Annotated in this window: 13 protein-coding genes; 9 read left to right on the top strand and 4 right to left on the bottom strand. The window is 43.9% G+C overall.

From position 1 onward, the window contains the following. The first annotated feature begins 31 nt into the window (after positions 1 to 31). Complete coding sequence (gene putA, locus BAE46_RS04510; protein ID WP_040521080.1) at positions 32 to 3,841, top strand: bifunctional proline dehydrogenase/L-glutamate gamma-semialdehyde dehydrogenase PutA; 3,810 nt, start codon at positions 32 to 34, stop codon at positions 3,839 to 3,841. A 68-nt stretch (positions 3,842 to 3,909) separates the two neighbouring features. Here the strand turns inward: putA and BAE46_RS04515 are convergent, their stop codons facing one another. Beyond that, the gene (locus BAE46_RS04515; protein WP_070111865.1) at positions 3,910 to 4,560 is read right to left on the bottom strand and encodes a TIGR04211 family SH3 domain-containing protein; all 651 of its coding nucleotides are present in this window, start codon (positions 4,558 to 4,560) and stop codon (positions 3,910 to 3,912) included. A 133-nt stretch (positions 4,561 to 4,693) separates the two neighbouring features. Here BAE46_RS04515 and BAE46_RS04520 point away from each other — a divergent pair, with 133 nt between their 5' ends. The 3 genes from BAE46_RS04520 (at position 4,694) to ahpF (ending at position 8,951) form a co-directional block, all read left to right on the top strand. Continuing rightward, complete coding sequence (locus BAE46_RS04520; protein WP_070111963.1) at positions 4,694 to 6,196, top strand: CYTH domain-containing protein; 1,503 nt, start codon at positions 4,694 to 4,696, stop codon at positions 6,194 to 6,196. 223 nt (positions 6,197 to 6,419) lie between these two features. Then, positions 6,420 to 6,983 carry an alkyl hydroperoxide reductase subunit C gene (gene ahpC, locus BAE46_RS04525; protein ID WP_006007189.1) on the top strand — a complete coding sequence of 188 codons (564 nt, stop codon included), beginning with the start codon at positions 6,420 to 6,422 and terminating at the stop codon, positions 6,981 to 6,983. Positions 6,984 to 7,346: 363 nt separating this feature from the next. Then, positions 7,347 to 8,951, top strand: a complete 1,605-nt coding sequence (ahpF, locus tag BAE46_RS04530; protein WP_006007187.1) for an alkyl hydroperoxide reductase subunit F — start codon at positions 7,347 to 7,349, stop codon at positions 8,949 to 8,951. 329 nt (positions 8,952 to 9,280) lie between these two features. On the opposite strand, the gene rpmE is transcribed toward ahpF, so the two are convergent. After that, entirely contained in the window at positions 9,281 to 9,493 is a 213-nt protein-coding gene (gene rpmE / locus BAE46_RS04535) for a 50S ribosomal protein L31 (RefSeq protein ID WP_006007185.1), read from the bottom strand. Between the two features lie 330 nt (positions 9,494 to 9,823). Here rpmE and BAE46_RS04540 point away from each other — a divergent pair, with 330 nt between their 5' ends. The 4 genes from BAE46_RS04540 to hslU all read left to right on the top strand — a co-directional run bounded on the left by BAE46_RS04540 (position 9,824) and on the right by hslU (position 14,978). After that, on the top strand, positions 9,824 to 12,121 hold the full coding sequence (locus BAE46_RS04540; protein WP_070111866.1) for a primosomal protein N': 2,298 nt from the start codon (positions 9,824 to 9,826) through the stop codon (positions 12,119 to 12,121). Between the two features lie 93 nt (positions 12,122 to 12,214). Then, positions 12,215 to 12,841 carry an SPOR domain-containing protein gene (locus BAE46_RS04545; protein WP_070111867.1) on the top strand — a complete coding sequence of 209 codons (627 nt, stop codon included), beginning with the start codon at positions 12,215 to 12,217 and terminating at the stop codon, positions 12,839 to 12,841. A 228-nt stretch (positions 12,842 to 13,069) separates the two neighbouring features. Further along, positions 13,070 to 13,594: an ATP-dependent protease subunit HslV gene (gene hslV, locus BAE46_RS04550; RefSeq protein WP_006007179.1), complete on the top strand. Its 525-nt coding sequence runs from the start codon at positions 13,070 to 13,072 to the stop codon at positions 13,592 to 13,594. Positions 13,595 to 13,649: 55 nt separating this feature from the next. After that, a complete protein-coding gene (gene hslU, locus BAE46_RS04555) occupies positions 13,650 to 14,978 on the top strand; it encodes an ATP-dependent protease ATPase subunit HslU (protein ID WP_006007177.1) in 1,329 nt (442 codons plus the stop codon). A gap of 119 nt (positions 14,979 to 15,097) precedes the next feature. Here the strand turns inward: hslU and BAE46_RS04560 are convergent, their stop codons facing one another. Continuing rightward, positions 15,098 to 16,573, bottom strand: coding sequence for a capsule assembly Wzi family protein (locus BAE46_RS04560; RefSeq protein ID WP_083256795.1), 1,476 nt, complete (start codon positions 16,571 to 16,573; stop codon positions 15,098 to 15,100). Positions 16,574 to 16,924: 351 nt separating this feature from the next. Beyond that, positions 16,925 to 17,158 (bottom strand): hypothetical protein, encoded by a 234-nt coding sequence (locus BAE46_RS04565; protein WP_070111868.1) that lies wholly within the window; start codon positions 17,156 to 17,158, stop codon positions 16,925 to 16,927. A gap of 66 nt (positions 17,159 to 17,224) precedes the next feature. Between BAE46_RS04565 and BAE46_RS04570 the strand changes: the two genes are divergently transcribed. Further along, entirely contained in the window at positions 17,225 to 19,039 is a 1,815-nt protein-coding gene (locus tag BAE46_RS04570) for an autotransporter assembly complex protein TamA (RefSeq protein ID WP_040521078.1), read from the top strand. The last annotated feature ends 1 nt before the right edge of the window (position 19,040 follow it).

Raw genomic sequence — 19,040 nt, forward strand, 5'->3', positions numbered from 1 at the left:
TACGACTTTTACCATTATTTAGAGGTGCTACATGCTCATAAACACAAGTCTTGCGACCCATTCGACTACTAGGCAAAAAATCCGAGACTTTTATCGGATTAATGAAGCTCAGGTTGTGGAGCATATTTTACCAGAAGCTGAGGTAAGTATGAGGGCAAGAAGTCGTGCATGGGAGCGTGCTCGTACCTTGGTATTGCGGATCCGTAAAGAACAAGAAGGTCACGGCGGGGTAGATGCGCTGCTTCAAGAGTATTCACTATCTTCAGAAGAAGGCGTCGTGCTAATGTGTTTGGCTGAAGCTTTGTTGCGCGTGCCAGACAAGCACACGCAAGACCAACTTATAAGAGACAAGTTAGCTAACGGTCAGTGGTCGAGTCACTTAGGCAACAGCGACTCGATGTTCGTCAATGCAGCTGCGTGGGGACTCATGTTTACCGGAAACATGGTGAACTATACCAACGTGCGTAAAAAAGCGCAGTTTGGCTTGTTAAAGAAAACGCTAGGCCGTATGGGCGAGCCTGTAATTCGCCGTGCTATGAACATTGCTATGAAAGTAATGGGCAAGCAGTTTGTGATGGGTGAAACCATAGAAGACGCTGTAAAGCGCGCACAAGACAAAGAAAAAGCGGGCTATGTATATTCTTACGACATGTTAGGCGAAGGCGCTCGGACTTTTGCCGACGCAGACCGCTATTTCAAGGCCTACAGTGATGCCATAGAAGTCATCGGAAAAGCAGGTGCAGGCAAAGGTCCTCGTCGTAGTCCTGGTATTTCGGTGAAACTTTCAGCCATTCATCCGCGCTACGATTATGTGAAGTACGAAAAGGTAGTGCCGGAAATTTGCGATCGCTTAAAGAAGCTGTGCCTACAGGCTAAAAAACATAACATCGGCTTAACGGTCGACGCGGAAGAGTCGGAGCGTTTGGAAATATCATTAGATATTATTGAAAAAGTGTTTAGTGATCCCGACCTTGACGACTGGCAGGGCTTTGGCTTGGCGGTTCAGTCATACCAAAAACGCGCTATTTTTGTGATTGAGTGGATACGTGAGATTACCACCCGAGTCAATAAAAAGATGATGGTGCGCCTAGTAAAAGGTGCTTATTGGGATACCGAAATTAAACACACCCAGCAAGGCGGATATGAAGATTTTCCAGTGTTTACCCGAAAAGCATCCACCGACGTGTCTTATCATGCATGTGCCAACCGCTTACTTGCTTACCGCGACTCTATTTATCCGCAGTTTGCAACACATAATGCCTATACCGCCTCGGTCATTATTGAACTTGCTGGAGACGACAAAGAAGGTTTTGAGTTTCAATGCTTGCACGGTATGGGCGACACATTATATGACCAAATCGTAAAGGAAGAAGGGATTCAATGCCGTGTTTATGCACCAGTGGGTCAGCACGAAGACTTACTCGCCTATTTGGTCAGAAGATTACTTGAAAACGGGGCGAACTCTTCGTTTGTTAATGCCATAGTGGACGAAAAGAAAGCAGTTGAAGAATTATTAAGTGACCCCGTAGAATTTACCCAAAGACTGGCTAAAAGAGTCAACACTCAAATAACAATGCCGATTAACCTGTATGGCGATAGCCGCTTAAACTCTAAAGGTTTCGATGTTTACGACATTAATAAGTTAACGGATATGTCAGCTAACATCGCTAAATGGTTTGATTTACATACCAGCAGTCTTCAAATAAGCGATAGCGCAGACTATATTGTGCGCAACCCCGCTAAGTTGTCTGAAATTGTGGGCCACCACCATTTTGATAGCCCTGAGCAAATGCTAGCCAAACTTGCTATTGCGCATGATGCTTTTGCCAGTTGGTCGAACACGCCAGTCACCCATCGCTGTGAGATACTCATGCGTGTGGCTGATATTTTAGAGCGCCACATGGACGAGCTGATTGGTTTATGCATAAAAGAAGCCGGTAAAATTACCGAAGACAGCGTGGATGAAGTACGCGAAGCGGTCGATTTTGCGCGCTACTATGCCGTTGAAGCACAAAAAATAGACCCTGATAATAGGCTCACACCACGCGGCGTTATTTTATGTATAAGCCCTTGGAACTTCCCCTTGGCAATCTTTTTAGGCCAGGTAGTGGCGGCGTTGGCAACTGGCAACACCGTCGTGGCTAAACCAGCAGAACAAACTAGCTTAATCGCTATGCGTGCGGCTGAGTTAATGTATGCCGTTGGCTTGCCAAAAGAGGCGCTGCAAATGGTCATTTCTACCGGTCCGCAGGTTGGCAACACCTTACTGCCTGACGAACGTATTGCAGGTGTAATATTCACAGGCTCCACCCAAACAGGCACGTTAATATCACGCACCTTGGCCCAACGTGCTTCTACGCAAGTGCCGCTTATTGCTGAAACTGGCGGGCAAAACTGCATGATAGTTGACTCTACAGCGCTGCCAGAGCAGGTGGTAGATGATGTGGTGACGTCGGGCTTTAGAAGCGCTGGCCAGCGCTGCTCGGCTCTGCGTGTTTTATTTTTACAGGACGTAGTTGCCGATGACATTATTGAAATGATTATTGGGGCGATGAAAGAGCTCAGTATAGGCGACCCACAGTGGTTGTCGACTGATCTTGGTCCTGTTATTGATGAAAAAGCTTTAAAAGCGCTTACCGAGCACGAAGTTTTTATGCAGCAAAAAGGCAAGCTTTTATATAAATGCGAATTAGACGCGAGTTTAGACGGTACTTTCTTTGCACCGCATTTATTTGAAATTAGTGATTTGAGCGTATTAACAAAAGAAGTATTTGGACCTTGCATACATATTGTGCGTTATAAAGGCGGTGACTTACTGAAAGTCATGGACCAAATAAATGCCACTGGCTATGGCTTAACAATGGGAATTCACACGCGCATTGAAGAGCGGGCCTACGAGTTAGCGCAACTGTCAGGTGCGGGTAATGTGTATATCAACCGCAACATGATTGGAGCAATAGTTGGCGTACAACCCTTTGGCGGACGCGGCCTGTCCGGCACCGGCCCTAAGGCAGGCGGACCGAACTACTTGCCGCGCTTAATGATGGAAAAAGTTACGCCTAATTTAGTCGGCGTTGGTGAAGAGTTTGCTGACGGCTTTACCCATGATCCGGCCTTAATGAGCGATGAAAAGTCGCATAGCGAAGTAGCTGACATGATGACGCGAGCTAATAAAGTAGTGCAAGAATGGCGATTAAGCACCTTAACGTCAAGATTGTCGGCGGTTCGCCAACTGTTGGCCAAAATTGCAACGGTCGACATTGTTGAGGAGCTTGCGGAAGATTTAAACTCTACCTTAGCAAGCGCCCGTTCCCAGCTACTGTCTGTTGAAAAGCGCTTGAAGAAGCCACAGGTGCTGCCTGGGCCAACGGGTGAAAGCAACACTCTACATTTAGAGCCAAGAGGTATTTTGGTCACCTTCGCCGACAAAGAAGTGGCCTTTGAGTATTGGACCCTGTCTATTGTAACCGCACTTGCTACCGGAAATGTGGTGGTTGCGGTAGTGTCTGACTTGTTTTATGAAGAAGCGCTTACGTATAAAGATAAATTTGAGAGCACGGGGGCGCCAAAAGGCGTATTCCAAGTGGCACGTTTGAAGCACCTTGAAGCCTTACTTGAACACAAAGATATTGCGGGCATGGTAGTAGATAGCAGTACGTCTAGAACCTCTCGTTTTGTGCAAAAGATGGCCTTAAGAGATGGTGCAATACTACCGGTTATTACTGCTGAGCATAACGACAATATGATTGGTCGCTTACTCACTGAAAAAACAGTTAGCGTAGACACTACTGCCTCAGGCGGTAATACGTCGCTAATGACCATGACGGAAGACGACGAGTAGCTTGAAACTTTGATGGTCAAATGAAGCTTTAAAATGCCTGTTTAATATTTTTTAAACGGGCATTTTTATTATATTAGTCGGCCGCTTGACTTACGCTTACGTCCAAATAAGCCAAGGATATAGCCAATAAGCAAGGCAACAACCCCGAGTATTGCACCGCGGGTGAACCACTCAATGCTGTTTGATCGCCCCCGTTTTTCTATGGTTTCGTTTAAACGCGCAATTTCTTCTAGCTGCCGTGTCACTTGTCTGTTGAACTTATTCTTTTGTGTATTAAGCGATTCAAGGTTAAGCGCATTAGCGCTTAACTCTGCCTGCAGGTTCGTCACTTTTGTGTTTTGTTGTGTTAACGAAGCTGCAACATCTTCAAGCTGCTCTTTGGCTGATTGACTAGGGCTGACAAACTTTAGCTCTATCCAGCCGGTACGCTGTCTATCATCAATAATTTCAGCAAAACCGTCTTCGCTGTTTGTCTGTAGTAGTTGCACTTTAGTACCAGCGGTAATTGAACCTAGTAAGCGGTAGTTGGTGCCTGGACCTGCGCGCAAATAGGTAAATAGCTTGTCAGAAACCCATCTAAAGTCGCCATTTTGGTCGCTGGGTTGGTTTCGCTTTTCGGCTTCATTGCTAACGGCGTCTGTTTGCGCTTGGCTTTCGCCACTTACGCTATATAGTAAAGTAAGACAAACTAAAATTGCAAGATAGGCAGGCTTTTGCATAGATGCGTATTTATTCCAATGGTGTAATATTTAAAAAGAGTAAGCTCAGGTAATGTTAATAACAAGCTAATGAATGTGCTATGATTTTATATACTGATTATAGTCGCTTATGCGCAAGCCTGTAGTATATTTTATGGAAATAGAACTTAAACTTATATCAAATCAAAACGCCCTATCGCTTTTTGAAGCTAAAGTGCTCCCCACCTTACGCAAACAAAATATTCAAATAGAACAAAGCCACGCGCATTTATACAATGAATACTATGATACCCCAGATGAGTTTTTTGGCAAAAGAAAAATGGGCTGCAGAGTGCGCTCGCGCAATCAACAGTATGAACAAACTATAAAAACGAAAGGTACGGCAGAAGGCGGTTTGCATCAGCGCCCAGAATATAACGTTGACTTAGACTCTGCGATCCCAGATCTGAGCAAGTTTGATCCCCAAATTTGGACCCAAGACATTGATATTAAAGCCGTGAACGACAAGCTTCAAGGGCTTTTTTCAACTCACTTTGAACGCACCACATTTGATATAAGTACGGATAAATACAGCCTTGAGCTAGTGTTTGACTTGGGCGAAGTGAAAAAAGGTAAAGACAGCTTGCCTATTTGTGAAATAGAACTTGAGTTGGTGAGAGGGGATCCTACGGCATTATTCGATATAGCCCAGCAGCTTATTAAGCATGTACCATGCAGGCTCAGCAACGTTACCAAAGCAGCTCGGGGCTATCAACTGCTGCATGGGCGCATTCCTGAAATTACATCCTTACCGTTGTTTTTACCATTGGATATGAATGACAGCTGCGAGCGGGCCTTTTGTAAAACAGTAGAACTTGCGCTGAATCACTGGCAGCATCATCAGCAGATATACTCACAAAGCCGCAACCGAAAAGCGCTGCGTGAAATTTATGAAAGCGTACAGTTGTTGCTGCAAGGGATCGCGCTATACTTGCCTATACTGCAGTGTAAAGAGTTACTTGATCTACATAAACAGCTGTTAACGCTTGCACAAGCTTGGGCTTGGCAGGAGCAACTAGAAAGTATTCACCAACTGCGGTCCAAAAAAGGGCCGTTTAGTCGCAAAATTCCGCGCAATCAAAATCTTATGAACTATTTAATGGGACGTCGAGAAGGTTTACTTAATGCCCACAAACCAAATGAATTAAATATGTCGGTGCTTAGCACCGGTGTCCAGCTCGCTGCTTCGCGTGTACTGCTCGACAAGCCATGGCGGGCGCAAAACTCAGGCCATCATGATGTTAACGTGAAAAAGCACGCTAAGGGCTGGCTGTCACAGTCGTGGCAAACGGTGCAGCAGTCGCTCCCAAAAGATACAAGTATAGACAGTAAGCAGTATTTAGCGCTCGATGCGCTGCTTCGACATTCGCTTCTCAAGGGCTTTTTACTGGCTGATCTATTCATGGATAGTCGTGGTCATTTTAGAGCCCCTTGGCTTGATTTAGCCACAGGCGTAAGAGAGCTTAAGTGTCTTAATCTTCTCCAAGATGCACTTAGCGATCTTGATACAGAAGACAAAGCAGACTTTTCATCTTGGATTAACGATAAAGTTAACAGTGTAGTGAAGGTGATGGAGCAGACTCGTGAAGTGGCTATGGATGCCGACACATACTGGTAGCATAATTTAATGAAGGCGTTAATCGTTTTTTTAGATTAAGCGCATCGTTTCTTTTCATTTTATTACGTACAAAAACATCTGTATATTCACGCTCAACGTAAAGACATATGAAAAAGCGTTTTAGCAAACTGCAGGTTGATTCAAACACAACGCAATGCACATTTATTACCGCTTTATATATTTACTCATATGTTGTTAATTTTAACCAAAAAGGAAACTAGTAATGTCAATAATTAACCAAATGATCCCCGATTTTTCTGTAGACGCTTTTCACGATGGCGAATTCAAGACTATCACAAGCGAGGACGTTAAAGGCAAGTGGTCAATTTTCTTGTTTTACCCAGCAGATTTTACCTTTGTATGCCCTACTGAGCTAGAAGATATGGCCAAAATTCACAGCGAATTAAATGAACTTGGTGTCGAGGTATATGGCGTATCTACTGATTCGCATTTTGTACACAAAGCTTGGCATGACACCTCTGATGCCATTAGCAAAGTAAAATATCCACTGTTGTCAGACAACGTATTTGTCTTGTCTCGTGCTTTTGACGTATTAATTGAAGAAGAAGGTCGTGCTCTTCGTGGTACTTTCTTAGCTAACCCAGACGGTATTGTAAAAGTAGCTGAAATTCATGACTTAGGCATAGGACGCAGCGCCAAAGATATGCTTCGCAAAGTAAAAGCCGCTCAGTATGTTGCCAACAACGACGGAGAAGTATGTCCAGCCGCATGGGAACAGGGTCAAGCAACCTTAACACCGAGCTTAGATCTAGTCGGAAAAATCTAAGCGTATCTAGAGATATTCATTAGACGCTCGCAGGTTCCCCTGCGAGTATTCTTTTTTAAGGTTACGGGTAAGTCAGCGCTAACAATTATAAGCTCAGGAAATAAAAATCTGCTGTTGTGTCTGTAGATGGCGAAAGTTATAGCGTCATTACAGACAATAACGACAATAACGACAAAAACGACAACATCTTTTTATTTCTCGACATATTTTATTCAGCATTAATACTGCTGAAATATAAAAACTCAGATGATCTTTACTATTCAAAGCGAGTTTTTACAAAAAATAGCAGTTAAGGCATACACATTTACAGGCGAAAGCATTAAACGTTTCGCTGTTTAGTAATTACCACAGGAGTTTTACAACATGCTAACACAAGACATTTTGACAGCCCTACAGGGTTATATGAAAGACTTAAAAAACGACATTACGTTTGTTGTACAAACAGGCCAGCACGAAAAGCGCAGCGAACTAATGGAAATGCTGAATCAGCTAGCCACCACCTCAAGTAAAATCTCAGTAGTGGAAGAAGATCGCAGCGGCGTACTTCGAAGCGCAGTGAGCTTTGCCGTCCAGGCTAACGGCAAAGATACTGGCATCACTTTTTCTGGCGTACCCGGTGGTCATGAGTTCAATTCTTTAATACTGGCTATTTTGCAAGCCGGCGGCAGTAAACTTAAGCTCGATGAGAGCATTCAAAACATGGTCAAAAAAGTAAAAGACAAGCTCAAATTTCAAGTTTATATCAGCCTTAGCTGTCATGCTTGCCCCGATGTAGTGCAAGCAATGAATCAGTTTGCTTTGTTAAACCCAAATATTGAAGCTGAAATGATTGATGGCGGCGTATATCCTGATCTTGTTGAGCAAAACAAAATTCAAGGCGTGCCCACGGTGTTTATGAACGGTAAAGTATTTGCCAGTGGTAAAGTAGAAATCGCGGGAATTATCGAAAAGCTCAGCGCCGCACAGCCAGAAATATTAGCCGTTGGTTCTGACATTGACGCGCCTAAAATGCCGATGCAAGACGTTACCGTCATAGGCGGAGGACCTGCTGGCATATCAGCAGCGATATACGCAGCGCGTAAAGGCCTTAAGGTGACTATTGTGGCTGACCGTTTTGGTGGTCAAGTCAAAGACACTATGGGTATTGAAAACTTAATTTCAGTGAAGTACACCACAGGGCCAGAATTAACAGGTTCATTAGTAAATCACTTAGATCAGCATGAAATCACCAAAAAAGAGCACATGCGGGTAGACAAAATTGAAAAAGGAATGATTAAAACCCTTACCTTAAGCAACGGCGAGGTATTCAAAACCCGCAGCATCATTATTGCCACAGGGGCCAACTGGCGTGAGTTGGGAGTACCTGGTGAAAAAGAAAATATTGGCAACGGCGTAGCCTATTGTCCCCACTGTGATGGTCCGTTCTATAAGGGTAAAGATGTGGCGGTAATTGGCGGCGGTAACTCTGGCGTAGAAGCCGCTCTTGATTTGGCAGGCATTGTTAAATCGGTCACAGTGTATGAGTTTATGCCTGAATTAAAGGCTGACAAAGTATTAATTGACCAACTTTACAAGCGCACAAATGTATCGGTTGTGAAAAACGCGGCGACTAAACAGGTTATTGCTGAAAATGGTAAAGTAACCGCCATTGAATACATCGACCGTGCGACCAACGAAGTGCACCAGCAGAAACTACACGGTATATTCGTGCAAATTGGGCTTGTGCCAAATTCAAAAGTGCTCCAAGGCGTGGTAGATTTAACCAAGCACGGCGAGGTACTTATTAACGAAAAAGGCGCAACGAGTGAATCTGGCATATTTGCCTGTGGCGATGTAACGACTGTTCCCTACAAGCAAATTGTGGTGGCAATAGGTGAAGGTACTAAAGCATCTTTAGCCGCATTTGATTATTTGTTGATGAATCCCGCCCCAGTTGAGGTAGAGGAACTAGACGAGCAAGCAGCCTAGTACGTTTAGGCTTATAGTAAACGCCGCTATCTTAGAGATAGCGGCGTTTTTTGTTTGTAAACCTCCCACTTCAACACAACTGCTAATGCGTAATTATTCATTTACTTAAGCATTATTAAGTAAACTTTTTTAGTTACACAAAAAGTATTTCATTCATCTTAAAATTTGCTACGCTAAGGGCTTGATGAACTGAACTTTTTATCATGTTGCGAAGAAGAAGTATGGCCTTGCTATATTTGCGTTGAAATATTGAATAATATAGCGCGTATAAAAAAACCGCAGAATGTGCGGCTTTTTTATTGCGACAAAGTAGACGGCACGCCGTATATTTACTTCTTGCTAATCGCACCAAAACGCTTCTTGAAGCGGTCAACACGACCACCAGTATCAGAGGTACGCTGCTTACCAGTATAGAATGGATGGCACTCTGAACAGACGTCTAAATTAATATCTTTACCTAAAGTAGAGCGTATTTTCATGATGTTGCCACAAGAACACGTTGCTGTCATTACTTCGTACGTAGGATGAATATTAGCTTTCATGGGATACCTTTCTTATTTAAGGCCGCCTCGCTATACAACCCGAAGTTGCACACCAAGCGATGTTAATTAAATGTAAGCACAGATTATTCTATACTTGAAAATTTGAGCACGAATACTATACAAATTAAACCTGTGGAGCAAGGATTATCTTTATGAGGCAAATAAATAAGCGACACAAAAATTATTTGAAGTGCGTGCCTAATGACATAAAAATATGATAGTTTGTAAGCATCATAATTTACACTGTACTAGTGATGTAGTCAGGCTATAATACAACAGTAAATTTATCCGCGAAAGCGTGTTAACAGGTTCGTTTTTAATTCTATCTTTATGTTACTAAGCCAAACAGAAACATCGAAATCTGCTGCTGAGCTTGCCTTTGTGCAGGTGGCGCTACCTGTGCCGCTGGATAGATTGTTTGAGTATTCGTGCTCTGCGAAAAATTTACACGCCTTTCAAAATGGCTGTAGAGTTGTGGTGCCTTTTGGTAAGAAAAGCCTTGTGGGAGTAGTCGTTAGTAGCGCAGATAAGAGCGATTACGATCTCGCAAAAATAAAGCCCCTCACTAGTTTGATAGATGAAACACCTGTTTTTTCAACAAGTATGATAAAACTGGCGAACTGGCTAGCTGACTTTTATATTTACCCCGTGGGCGAAGTATATGCCAGTATGCTGCCTGTTTTATTGAGAAAGGTAAGCAGTACAAAGGCGCTGGCAAAAAAAGTCATCAATGAAGACACAAAAGCTGATACCAATGAAGAATTAAAAACTATCAGTGCAGAACTGCCTCTACTTGCACAATTATGCGCGCATCAAGTCAGCGAAGAAGACATCAAAAAACTGCATAAAAGTAAACGTCAGTTTGCGTTATTTCAAGCACTAAAAGAACAGCCACTGGCGCTTTCTCAAGCGAAGGCTGATTACTCCCCAACTATTGTAAAAGGGCTGATAGACAAGTGCCACGCGTATATTGAAGAAACCCCGCCTGAACTAGGTTTGTGGCCAACACAAGCTGTTTTAGCTGAGAAAAAACGTGCTAATCCGGAACAAGCCATAGCTATTGCTAGCATAAATCAAGCCACTGAGTTTACGGCGTTCTTGCTCGAAGGGGTCACCGGCAGCGGTAAAACAGAGGTTTACTTACAGGTTATTGAAGAAGTGCTGCTGCAAGGTAAGCAGGTGCTAATTTTAGTCCCGGAAATTGGATTAACACCACAAACGTTGCGCCGTTTTGAACAACGCTTCGGTAATATTGTTGCGGTTTGGCATTCAGCACTGACCGATCTTGAGCGCTTAACTGTGTGGCAGCAGGCAAAATATAACCAAATAGGCATTGTTATCGGCACGCGTTCTGCGGTGTTCTTGCCTTTAGCAAAGCCGGGTATGATTATTGTGGATGAAGAGCACGATGAATCTTTTAAGCAGCAAGACACTCTGCGTTATCATGCCAGAGACGTAGCGGCTTACCGGGCTAAGCAGGCGAACATAAGTTTAGTGTTAGGTAGCGCCACACCTAGCCTTGAAAGTTTACATAATGCGCTTAGCCATAAATTTAGGCACTTGAGCTTGAAAAAACGCGCTGGCAGCGCCAGTTTACCTACCCAGCATCTACTTGATCTAACAGGTGTGCCGGTTGAGGCTGGTCTTGCGCCCAGCATGCTGGTGCGAATTGAACAGCAGTTAAGCCAAGGCAACCAAGTGCTTGTTTATGTTAATAGAAGAGGTTACGCGCCGGCGCTTATATGTAAACAGTGTGGTCATGTTGAAAGTTGTAAAGACTGCGATAATCCATACACGGTGCATTTGAGTTCACATAATTTGCAGTGTCATAGATGCGGTCAATATCAAGATTATGTGTACAAATGCCGCACGTGTCATTCAAGTAATATCACCACTCAGGGGATCGGTACAGAGCAAATTCAGGATATGTTAGCCAAGCGCTTTGCCAACTATTCATGCGTGCGCATTGATAGCGATTCCACCAGGGGTAAACGAAAGTTAAACGAACTGTTGAGCGCCATTGGGCAAAATAAACACCAGTTGCTCGTTGGCACGCAAATTTTGTCTAAAGGTCATCACTTTCCCAATGTGACCTTGGCTATTATCTTAAACGTTGACGCTTTTTTGTTTAGCAGCGACTTTAGGGCACCTGAAAAACTGGCGCAGCTTGTTACCCAGTTTAGCGGTCGCGCGGGCAGGGCGAATAAACCAGGCGAGGTATGGTTACAAAGCTATCAGGTGGGCCATCCTTTACTGCAAGATTTAGTCAATAATGGCTACGAACAGTTTTCTCGGCTACTGTTACAAGAGCGAAATCGCGCTAATTTACCGCCTTTAGCATGGCAAATAGCTTTGCGTGTCGAGCACAGCGACACCGCGCTTATCATGCTGTTTATGCAGTATGCAAACCAGCTATTGGCGCAATTTAGCCAGCTAAGCTATGTGGGTCCTTTTCCCGCTGGCGTTGAAAAGAAGCAAACGCGGTATCGCTTCATCACTGTGGTGCAAAGTAGTTCTCGTCAGTATTTAAACCGTGCTATGACACAGGCAAAGCAGGCTTTAGGAGAACACAAGTTAGCGGCGAGAATGCGCTGGAGCATAGACGTAATGCCCAGTGATTTTAGTTAAAATACTACAGCAATCTTCCTGTAAATTTCCTATACTGTGCGACCACGATTACATTATCGCGTATTCACAATCATAAAAAAGTAGCATCATATTATGGCTCAAAAAGATTACGTACAAAGATCTCAAGCAAAAAAGCAGGCGGCGAAACGCAGTGCTCGTAACAGCAGTTCGTCAACTAATGCCCCTGTGCCTTGGTTAAAGGTTGGTGCTGCTCTATGCGTGGTGGGTCTGTTTATTTTTGGACTCTATCGACTTGGCACGACAAGCGATGTAGGCGCTGGGGGTGTAAGTGAACCCCTTGTGGATAGGCAAAACAATGATGGCAATGATTTAAACGCAGCCCAAATGAATGAAAACACGCTGGAGACTGTGATAGAAGATGAGCCCCTAGAGCTTGAAAAACTGCCCGTGCTGGGTGAGGAAGAGTGGGCGTATATAGATTCCCTACCCGATTACTCGGTGGAAGTAGATGCCACAGGACCAAAGCAAAGCTCTCAAGACTCTATATTACAGTGTGGTTCATTTAGGACGATAGAGCGAGCCGAAACCTTGCGAGCGAAAATCGCATTTCAAGGACTGGAATCAAGGATAATCAAAAGCGATGGTCGCAATGGCATTTGGTTCAGAGTAGTGCTTGGGCCGTATGAGCGTAAACGTGAAGCAGAAAGGCAACGTCATCAGCTTCGCAGCGCAAATATAAACGAATGTAAAATTTGGTAGTAAAGCTTGGTTATCTTGTTGTAATCGTTTTACACCAAGTCAATACACACAAATCATAATATCTTGTGGTAAACGGCTTGAAAATATAAACAATTCCCCCACCTCTTTACTACGTTTATGTTGCTTGGATTACGTCAAAAGCATTTTTAGGCTTAGGTTTTCTATGTGAACACATCATTTTGAAAAAGAGGGCTGCGCCCTTATTTGCGCTTTCCACAGGAGATAAGAATGACCACTATTGTTTCAGTGCGCCGAGGCAATCAAGTTGTAGTAGCCGGTGACGGGCAAGTATCGCTTGGCAATACAGTAATGAAAGGTAACGCGCGTAAAGTCCGTCGCTTATATCATGACAAAGTACTGGCGGGCTTTGCTGGCGGCACCGCCGATGCATTTACCTTATTTGAACGTTTTGAAAGCAAACTTGAAAAACATCAGGGTCATCTTACGAAAGCAGCGGTTGAGCTCGCTAAAGATTGGCGTACTGACCGCGCGCTTCGCCGCTTGGAAGCCTTGTTAGCGGTGGCTGATCATTCGGCCTCGTTGATAATTACGGGAAACGGCGATGTTATTCAGCCCGAAAATGACCTCATTGCAATAGGTTCGGGCGGCCCATTTGCTCAAGCTGCGGCAATTGCTCTATTAAACAACACTGAGCTGGGCGCAATGGACATCGCCCACAAAGCGCTGTCGATAGCAGGCGATATTTGCGTATTTACTAATGGCAACCACACCATAGAAACCCTCGATTACTAAATGCTACTGAGTCGCGCTTTTATCGCGCTGACAAGTCTGCCTATAAGGAATACTGATGTCTGAAATGACGCCTAGAGAAATTGTACACGCGCTTGACAAGCATATTATAGGTCAAGCCGATGCCAAACGGGCTGTATCAATTGCGCTGCGTAACCGCTGGAGAAGAATGCAGCTTGAGCCAGAGCTTCGTCAAGAAGTCACGCCTAAAAATATTTTAATGATTGGCCCTACGGGCGTAGGTAAAACGGAAATTGCACGGCGTCTAGCTAAGTTAGCTAACGCGCCCTTTATTAAAGTAGAAGCAACTAAATTTACCGAAGTGGGGTATGTAGGCAAAGAAGTAGAATCTATTATTCGTGATTTAGCCGACATTGCGGTAAAAATGACCAAGGAAAGTGCCGCTGTAAAAGTTAGACATCGCGCCGAAGAGGCGGCAGAAGAGCGTATTTTAGATATTTTAATTCCGCCAGCAGAGAGTCCGTCAGGTGAAAAAGCGCCCGCTGAAGACAGAGGCGCTCGGCAGGTATTTCGTAAGAAGTTGCGCGAAGGCACGCTTGATGACAAGGAAATAGAGATAAGCGTATCGTTGCCTCAAGTGGGCGTGGAAATAATGGCGCCTCCTGGCATGGAAGAAATGACCAACCAGCTTCAGGGGATGTTTCAAAACCTGTCGGGTGATAAAAAGAAGAAAAAAAGGCTTAAAATTAAAGACGCCTTTAAACTCTTAGTAGAAGAAGAGTCTGCTAAGCTCATTAATAATGAAGACTTAAAAGAAAATGCCATTGAATCTTTAGAGCAAACCGGCATTGTATTTATAGATGAAATTGACAAAATATGTAAGAGCGGCAACAACAGCGGCGCCGATATATCACGCGAAGGCGTACAGCGTGATTTATTGCCCTTAGTGGAAGGCTCTACGGTGTCGACTAAGCATGGTATGGTTAAAACTGACCATATCTTGTTTATTGCCTCGGGAGCGTTTCAAATGTCAAAGCCCTCTGACCTTATTCCTGAATTGCAGGGCCGTTTACCTATTCGCGTAGAGTTGTCAGCCTTAACAACCGGTGATTTTGTGAGAATACTAACCGAGCCAAAAGCGTCGTTAACTGAGCAGTACAAAGCACTGCTAGCCACTGAAGGCGTCGGGGTTACTTTCGATGAGTCGGGCATAAAGCGTATTGCAGAGGCTGCTTGGCAAGTGAATGAAAGAACTGAAAATATTGGGGCTAGGCGGCTGCATACCGTGCTAGAACGCTTGATGGAAGATATTTCCTTTGAAGCCTCTGACAAGTCGGGTGAATCATATATTATTGATGAAAGCTACGTAAATGAGCACTTACAAGCGCTGGTAGACAACGAGGATTTATCACGCTTTATTTTGTAAGCTAGTGTGTTAACTGATGCCTTACAAGTCTGTGTTTAGCAAAACTAACACAGGCTTTTTTATGTGAGACTTAACAAAATTAAAGCAGCTTAGGATAAGCAACGTAAGCAGATACTTCACTAAAAAGCAAACTGAGCTTTTGCATAAACAACACTATCAACGCTATCGCTTTGCATAGCAAATGAACGCTTAGCGACGGACCCCCCCACTTTAAGCAACCAGTTTCCAACAGGTTTTTGATAAAAGCCTGATAGTTCAAGCACTTCTTCGGTATTGCCGGTGGTAATTACGGGTGAGGGTTTACTAGCATCTTCATTAAGCGTTACGCTTCTGAGGTATAACTCCACAGTATCGCCGCTTTGGAAGCGAAAATTTGTGCCTAGGGTGATTTGTTTCGCGTCGCTGTCAAAGGTGCTGCCTATGGCTCGCTTATATAGCCGATAGCCATCGGTATACTGGCTATCTTCATAAAAACAGTCGTTTACTTGCGCATTCGTACTGCACGAAACCGTTGTATCACTGGTTTCTAGAAACACTTTTGCACCTTTAAAGTAAGTTGAAATGCCAATTAGGTTGGCATTGTCGCTCACTTTAAAGTGATTTGAGACGTCTTCACCTGCGCGCTGAACATAAAAAGTGACCGGGCGCTCGAATAATTGTGCCGTGTAGCTTATATCAAAGCTCCCAATGTGATTGCCAGACTTGCCGCGCAGCGATTCATCGCATTGCTCACTGCCGTTTACGCAAAGTGTTTGAAAGGTAACCACGTCTAAAAAATCCTCAAAGCCATTATTCACACCGTCGCCGCCCCACATCGCCACCCAAGATAAGCCAAGCTCTAAGCCTTTAATAGGCCGGGCGTTTAATCTATTCATAAATATTTTTGCGTTTGGCACTGCACGGTCCTTTTCAAGTTGACCTATCTGCGTGGTGAAGTACCAAGGACCTATCCAGCTAAAGAATGGATTTTGTGAGGCTGTGTTAACCGAGCGAGAAAGTGCAAGAGCTTTAATGGGGCGTGCATTGTTGCTTAGTATTAAGCTTGATGATTGCGCCGGTCCCCACCACTGGTCGATAGAGCCTAAGCGTAAATTCCAGTCGCCAAACTGATAGGCAATAAAGCTGTTGTCTAAGTAAGTTTTGCTTGAGCCACTGTTAGTATGTGACATTGCTAACTGACCCGAGAAACGGCCAAAATAAAATTCACTCGAAGCGGTAATTTTGTTTGTACCCTCTACACCGTCGTCTAAGCTACGGAATCGTACGGTGTCGCTAGCGCCTTGCAGGCTAATGAAACGACGATTTTGCTGCTGTTTGTTTAGATATAAATAGTGATTTAGGCGCAAGTAGGCCTGCAAAGGGCGAAAGGACATTCCATCTGTAGATAAATCAGACAAAGCAATCGCCACGCCTTTCCACGGCACAGGAAAAGTATTTACGGTGGTGTCTAAATAACCCCATTCAACCAAGGTTTGCAGATCATAATGAAGCTGTTTGTCTTGGGTGCCAATGTAAGCAGAAGCCTGTGCTTTTGGGTTCAATAACATACAGGCGAGAATAAGGGCCGCTAACAATGAAAAACGATTGAGAATCAAACTATGTCCTTGAAAAGTGCTTGCAGAAAAACGTAAAAAGTAGTTCCTTAAATTATATCCCAAATATGCTCAACAGTGCATTACTTTACCCCGATAATACTGGACAAGATTGTGACAGTATTTGGTATGTCAGTTTATTTCTCATAATGAGCGTGCCGGCCATTTTAGCTGAAGTTATGAAACTTAACAGCACTAACAGCACTAACAGAATTGACACATTTTGCCTGCGACTGGGCAAAGACCTGCTATTTTCAATTGCGGGTGTCGATAATAATGGCAATGTTGCCCTGAAGTTCAATTTCTGCTGCAATAAATTGAACTTCTACTGAGGTTTCCTGACCTAACATAATATCAATCTTCGGTGAAGCTTTGTATGGGGCCTGGACCGCTCCAACCGCCGCCCCAAGCGCCGTTTACTTGCTTGGTGTCGATTAACGATAATTGCGTTGTTTGCGTTTTAATAATTACTCTCCATAGTGGATGTTGAGCAAAAGTGTTAAAATGTGAAACGCGAGTAATGATTAATTGAATTACACATCCTTGTGCTGTTATCTGCGTCCTTGCAGTGATTATTATACTAGCCAAGGAGAGCCTTTCACGTAACTGACCAAAAGGCTTGAATGTTATTTTACATAAATAAAAAGGAAGTTAGTGGATTCTCTTACACAAAAACGGGTTTTGAGCCTAAGCCTAAGCTTGCTGATCTTGCTGACGTTAAGCTTAGTGCCCCTCAAAAGCCGGGCGATTGACGTTGCTATTAATGGCGTCGATTCCTCGGACATAAGAGAAAACATCACATTATTTATAAAACAGCTTGATTTGCCTGTGTCTGAATTTGATGTTGACGACTTTGAGAACAAAGCCACTAACAAAGCGCAGAAAGCGATCCAAGCATTTGGCTACTACAACGCTGATATTGATGTAATGCCTGTTCAATATGCCAAAAATGGTGACTTTACGCTTACGCTGAATATTACGCTTAAGCAAATTACGGTCGTAAATAGAGTAATACTTCAGGCCGACTTTATGCGCTCTTCAAACGAGCAAACACAAAATATGCCGCAAAAACTATTGAGTGTAATTGAGCAGGTTCGCGCTATGCAAGGCAAACCACTAAATCACGATTTGTATGAGAGCTTAAAAGGACAGTTAAGTACATTTGCTTTGTTATATGGTTATTTCGATTTTAAATTTTTATTACATAAGCTCATTATTCTGCCAAATGCTAACGGCAGTGCCAGCGAGGCAACCGTGCATTGGTTGTTTAATTTAGGCGAGCGCTATCGTTTTGGCGATGTCGAATTTCTGCAAGAAACTCGTGGCGAAACAATTGCTAAAAATGTAAAGCCTTTCACTAAAGGTGCGTTTTTTGATCAGTCCAAAATTGGTCAATATTCAATAGATTTAGCCAGCACTGGTTACTTCGATAATGCGATTGCACGAGCAAACGCCAGTAGAAGTGTTGATAAAATGGTGCCAATTGAATTAATACTGCAGCCCAAACCCAAAGATTCGTATCAATTAGGACTTGGTTTCTCAACTGATACAAAAGCTAGAATTAGTTTCGACTGGCGACGCCCATGGGTAAATTTAGAAGGTCACTCGCTTGGCGCTAACGTGTATTTATCGAACCCTAGAAAAGCATTGAGTCTTGAATACAGAGTCCCTAAGGCTAATCCATTAAATGACTTTTTAAACTATCGAATTAGCCTTAAAAGGACAGATGAAAACCAGACCCAAAGTGATAACGTCAGCTTTGAAGTGTTGAGGCAGTGGGGCGCAGAACAAGACAACGACTGGGATAAAATAGGCTTTGTGAAGGTAGAGCAAGAATCGTTTATACAAGGCTTGCAAGATAAGCGAACCACGCGCTTAGTTATGCCCGGTTTTACATATAACCGAACCCGTAAAGACGGTGATATTTTTGTGAACTGGGGCGATCGTCAGCAGATTACCGTGCAGGGCGCGAGTGAGAGTGTGCTTTCAGATATCGATTTTTTAAAAGTGATGGCAAAGACAAAGTGGATCAGGCAGTTTGATAAGCACCGCTTTACGCTCAGAGCCGATGCTGGTGCTATTGCCACCAGTGATTTCACGCGGGTGCCCTCAACCCAGCGGTTTTTTGCCGGTGGTGACCAAAGTATTCGTGGTTTTGGATATAACGAAGTGTCTGAATTTGAAATGGTCGAAATAGACGGTAAACTTGAAAAGGAGTTAGTAGGAGGCAAGTACTTAGCGGTGGCAAGCGCAGAGTACGCTTACAGGGTGGCTGAAAAATGGCGAGCGGCCGTTTTCATAGACGCTGGAAGTGCCAACAGTAAGTTTGCCAGTGATATATCAACAGGCGTCGGCGTTGGCGCTCAGTGGCTCTCGCCTATAGGTGATGTGCAAGTATATGTCGCGCGCGGTGAGTCAAGCTTTGAACGCAGTTGGCGGCTGCACGTAATAATTGGTCCGGGCTTATAAA

This window comes from Glaciecola punicea, from assembly GCF_001756615.1.
Lineage (GTDB): Bacteria > Pseudomonadota > Gammaproteobacteria > Enterobacterales > Alteromonadaceae > Glaciecola > Glaciecola punicea.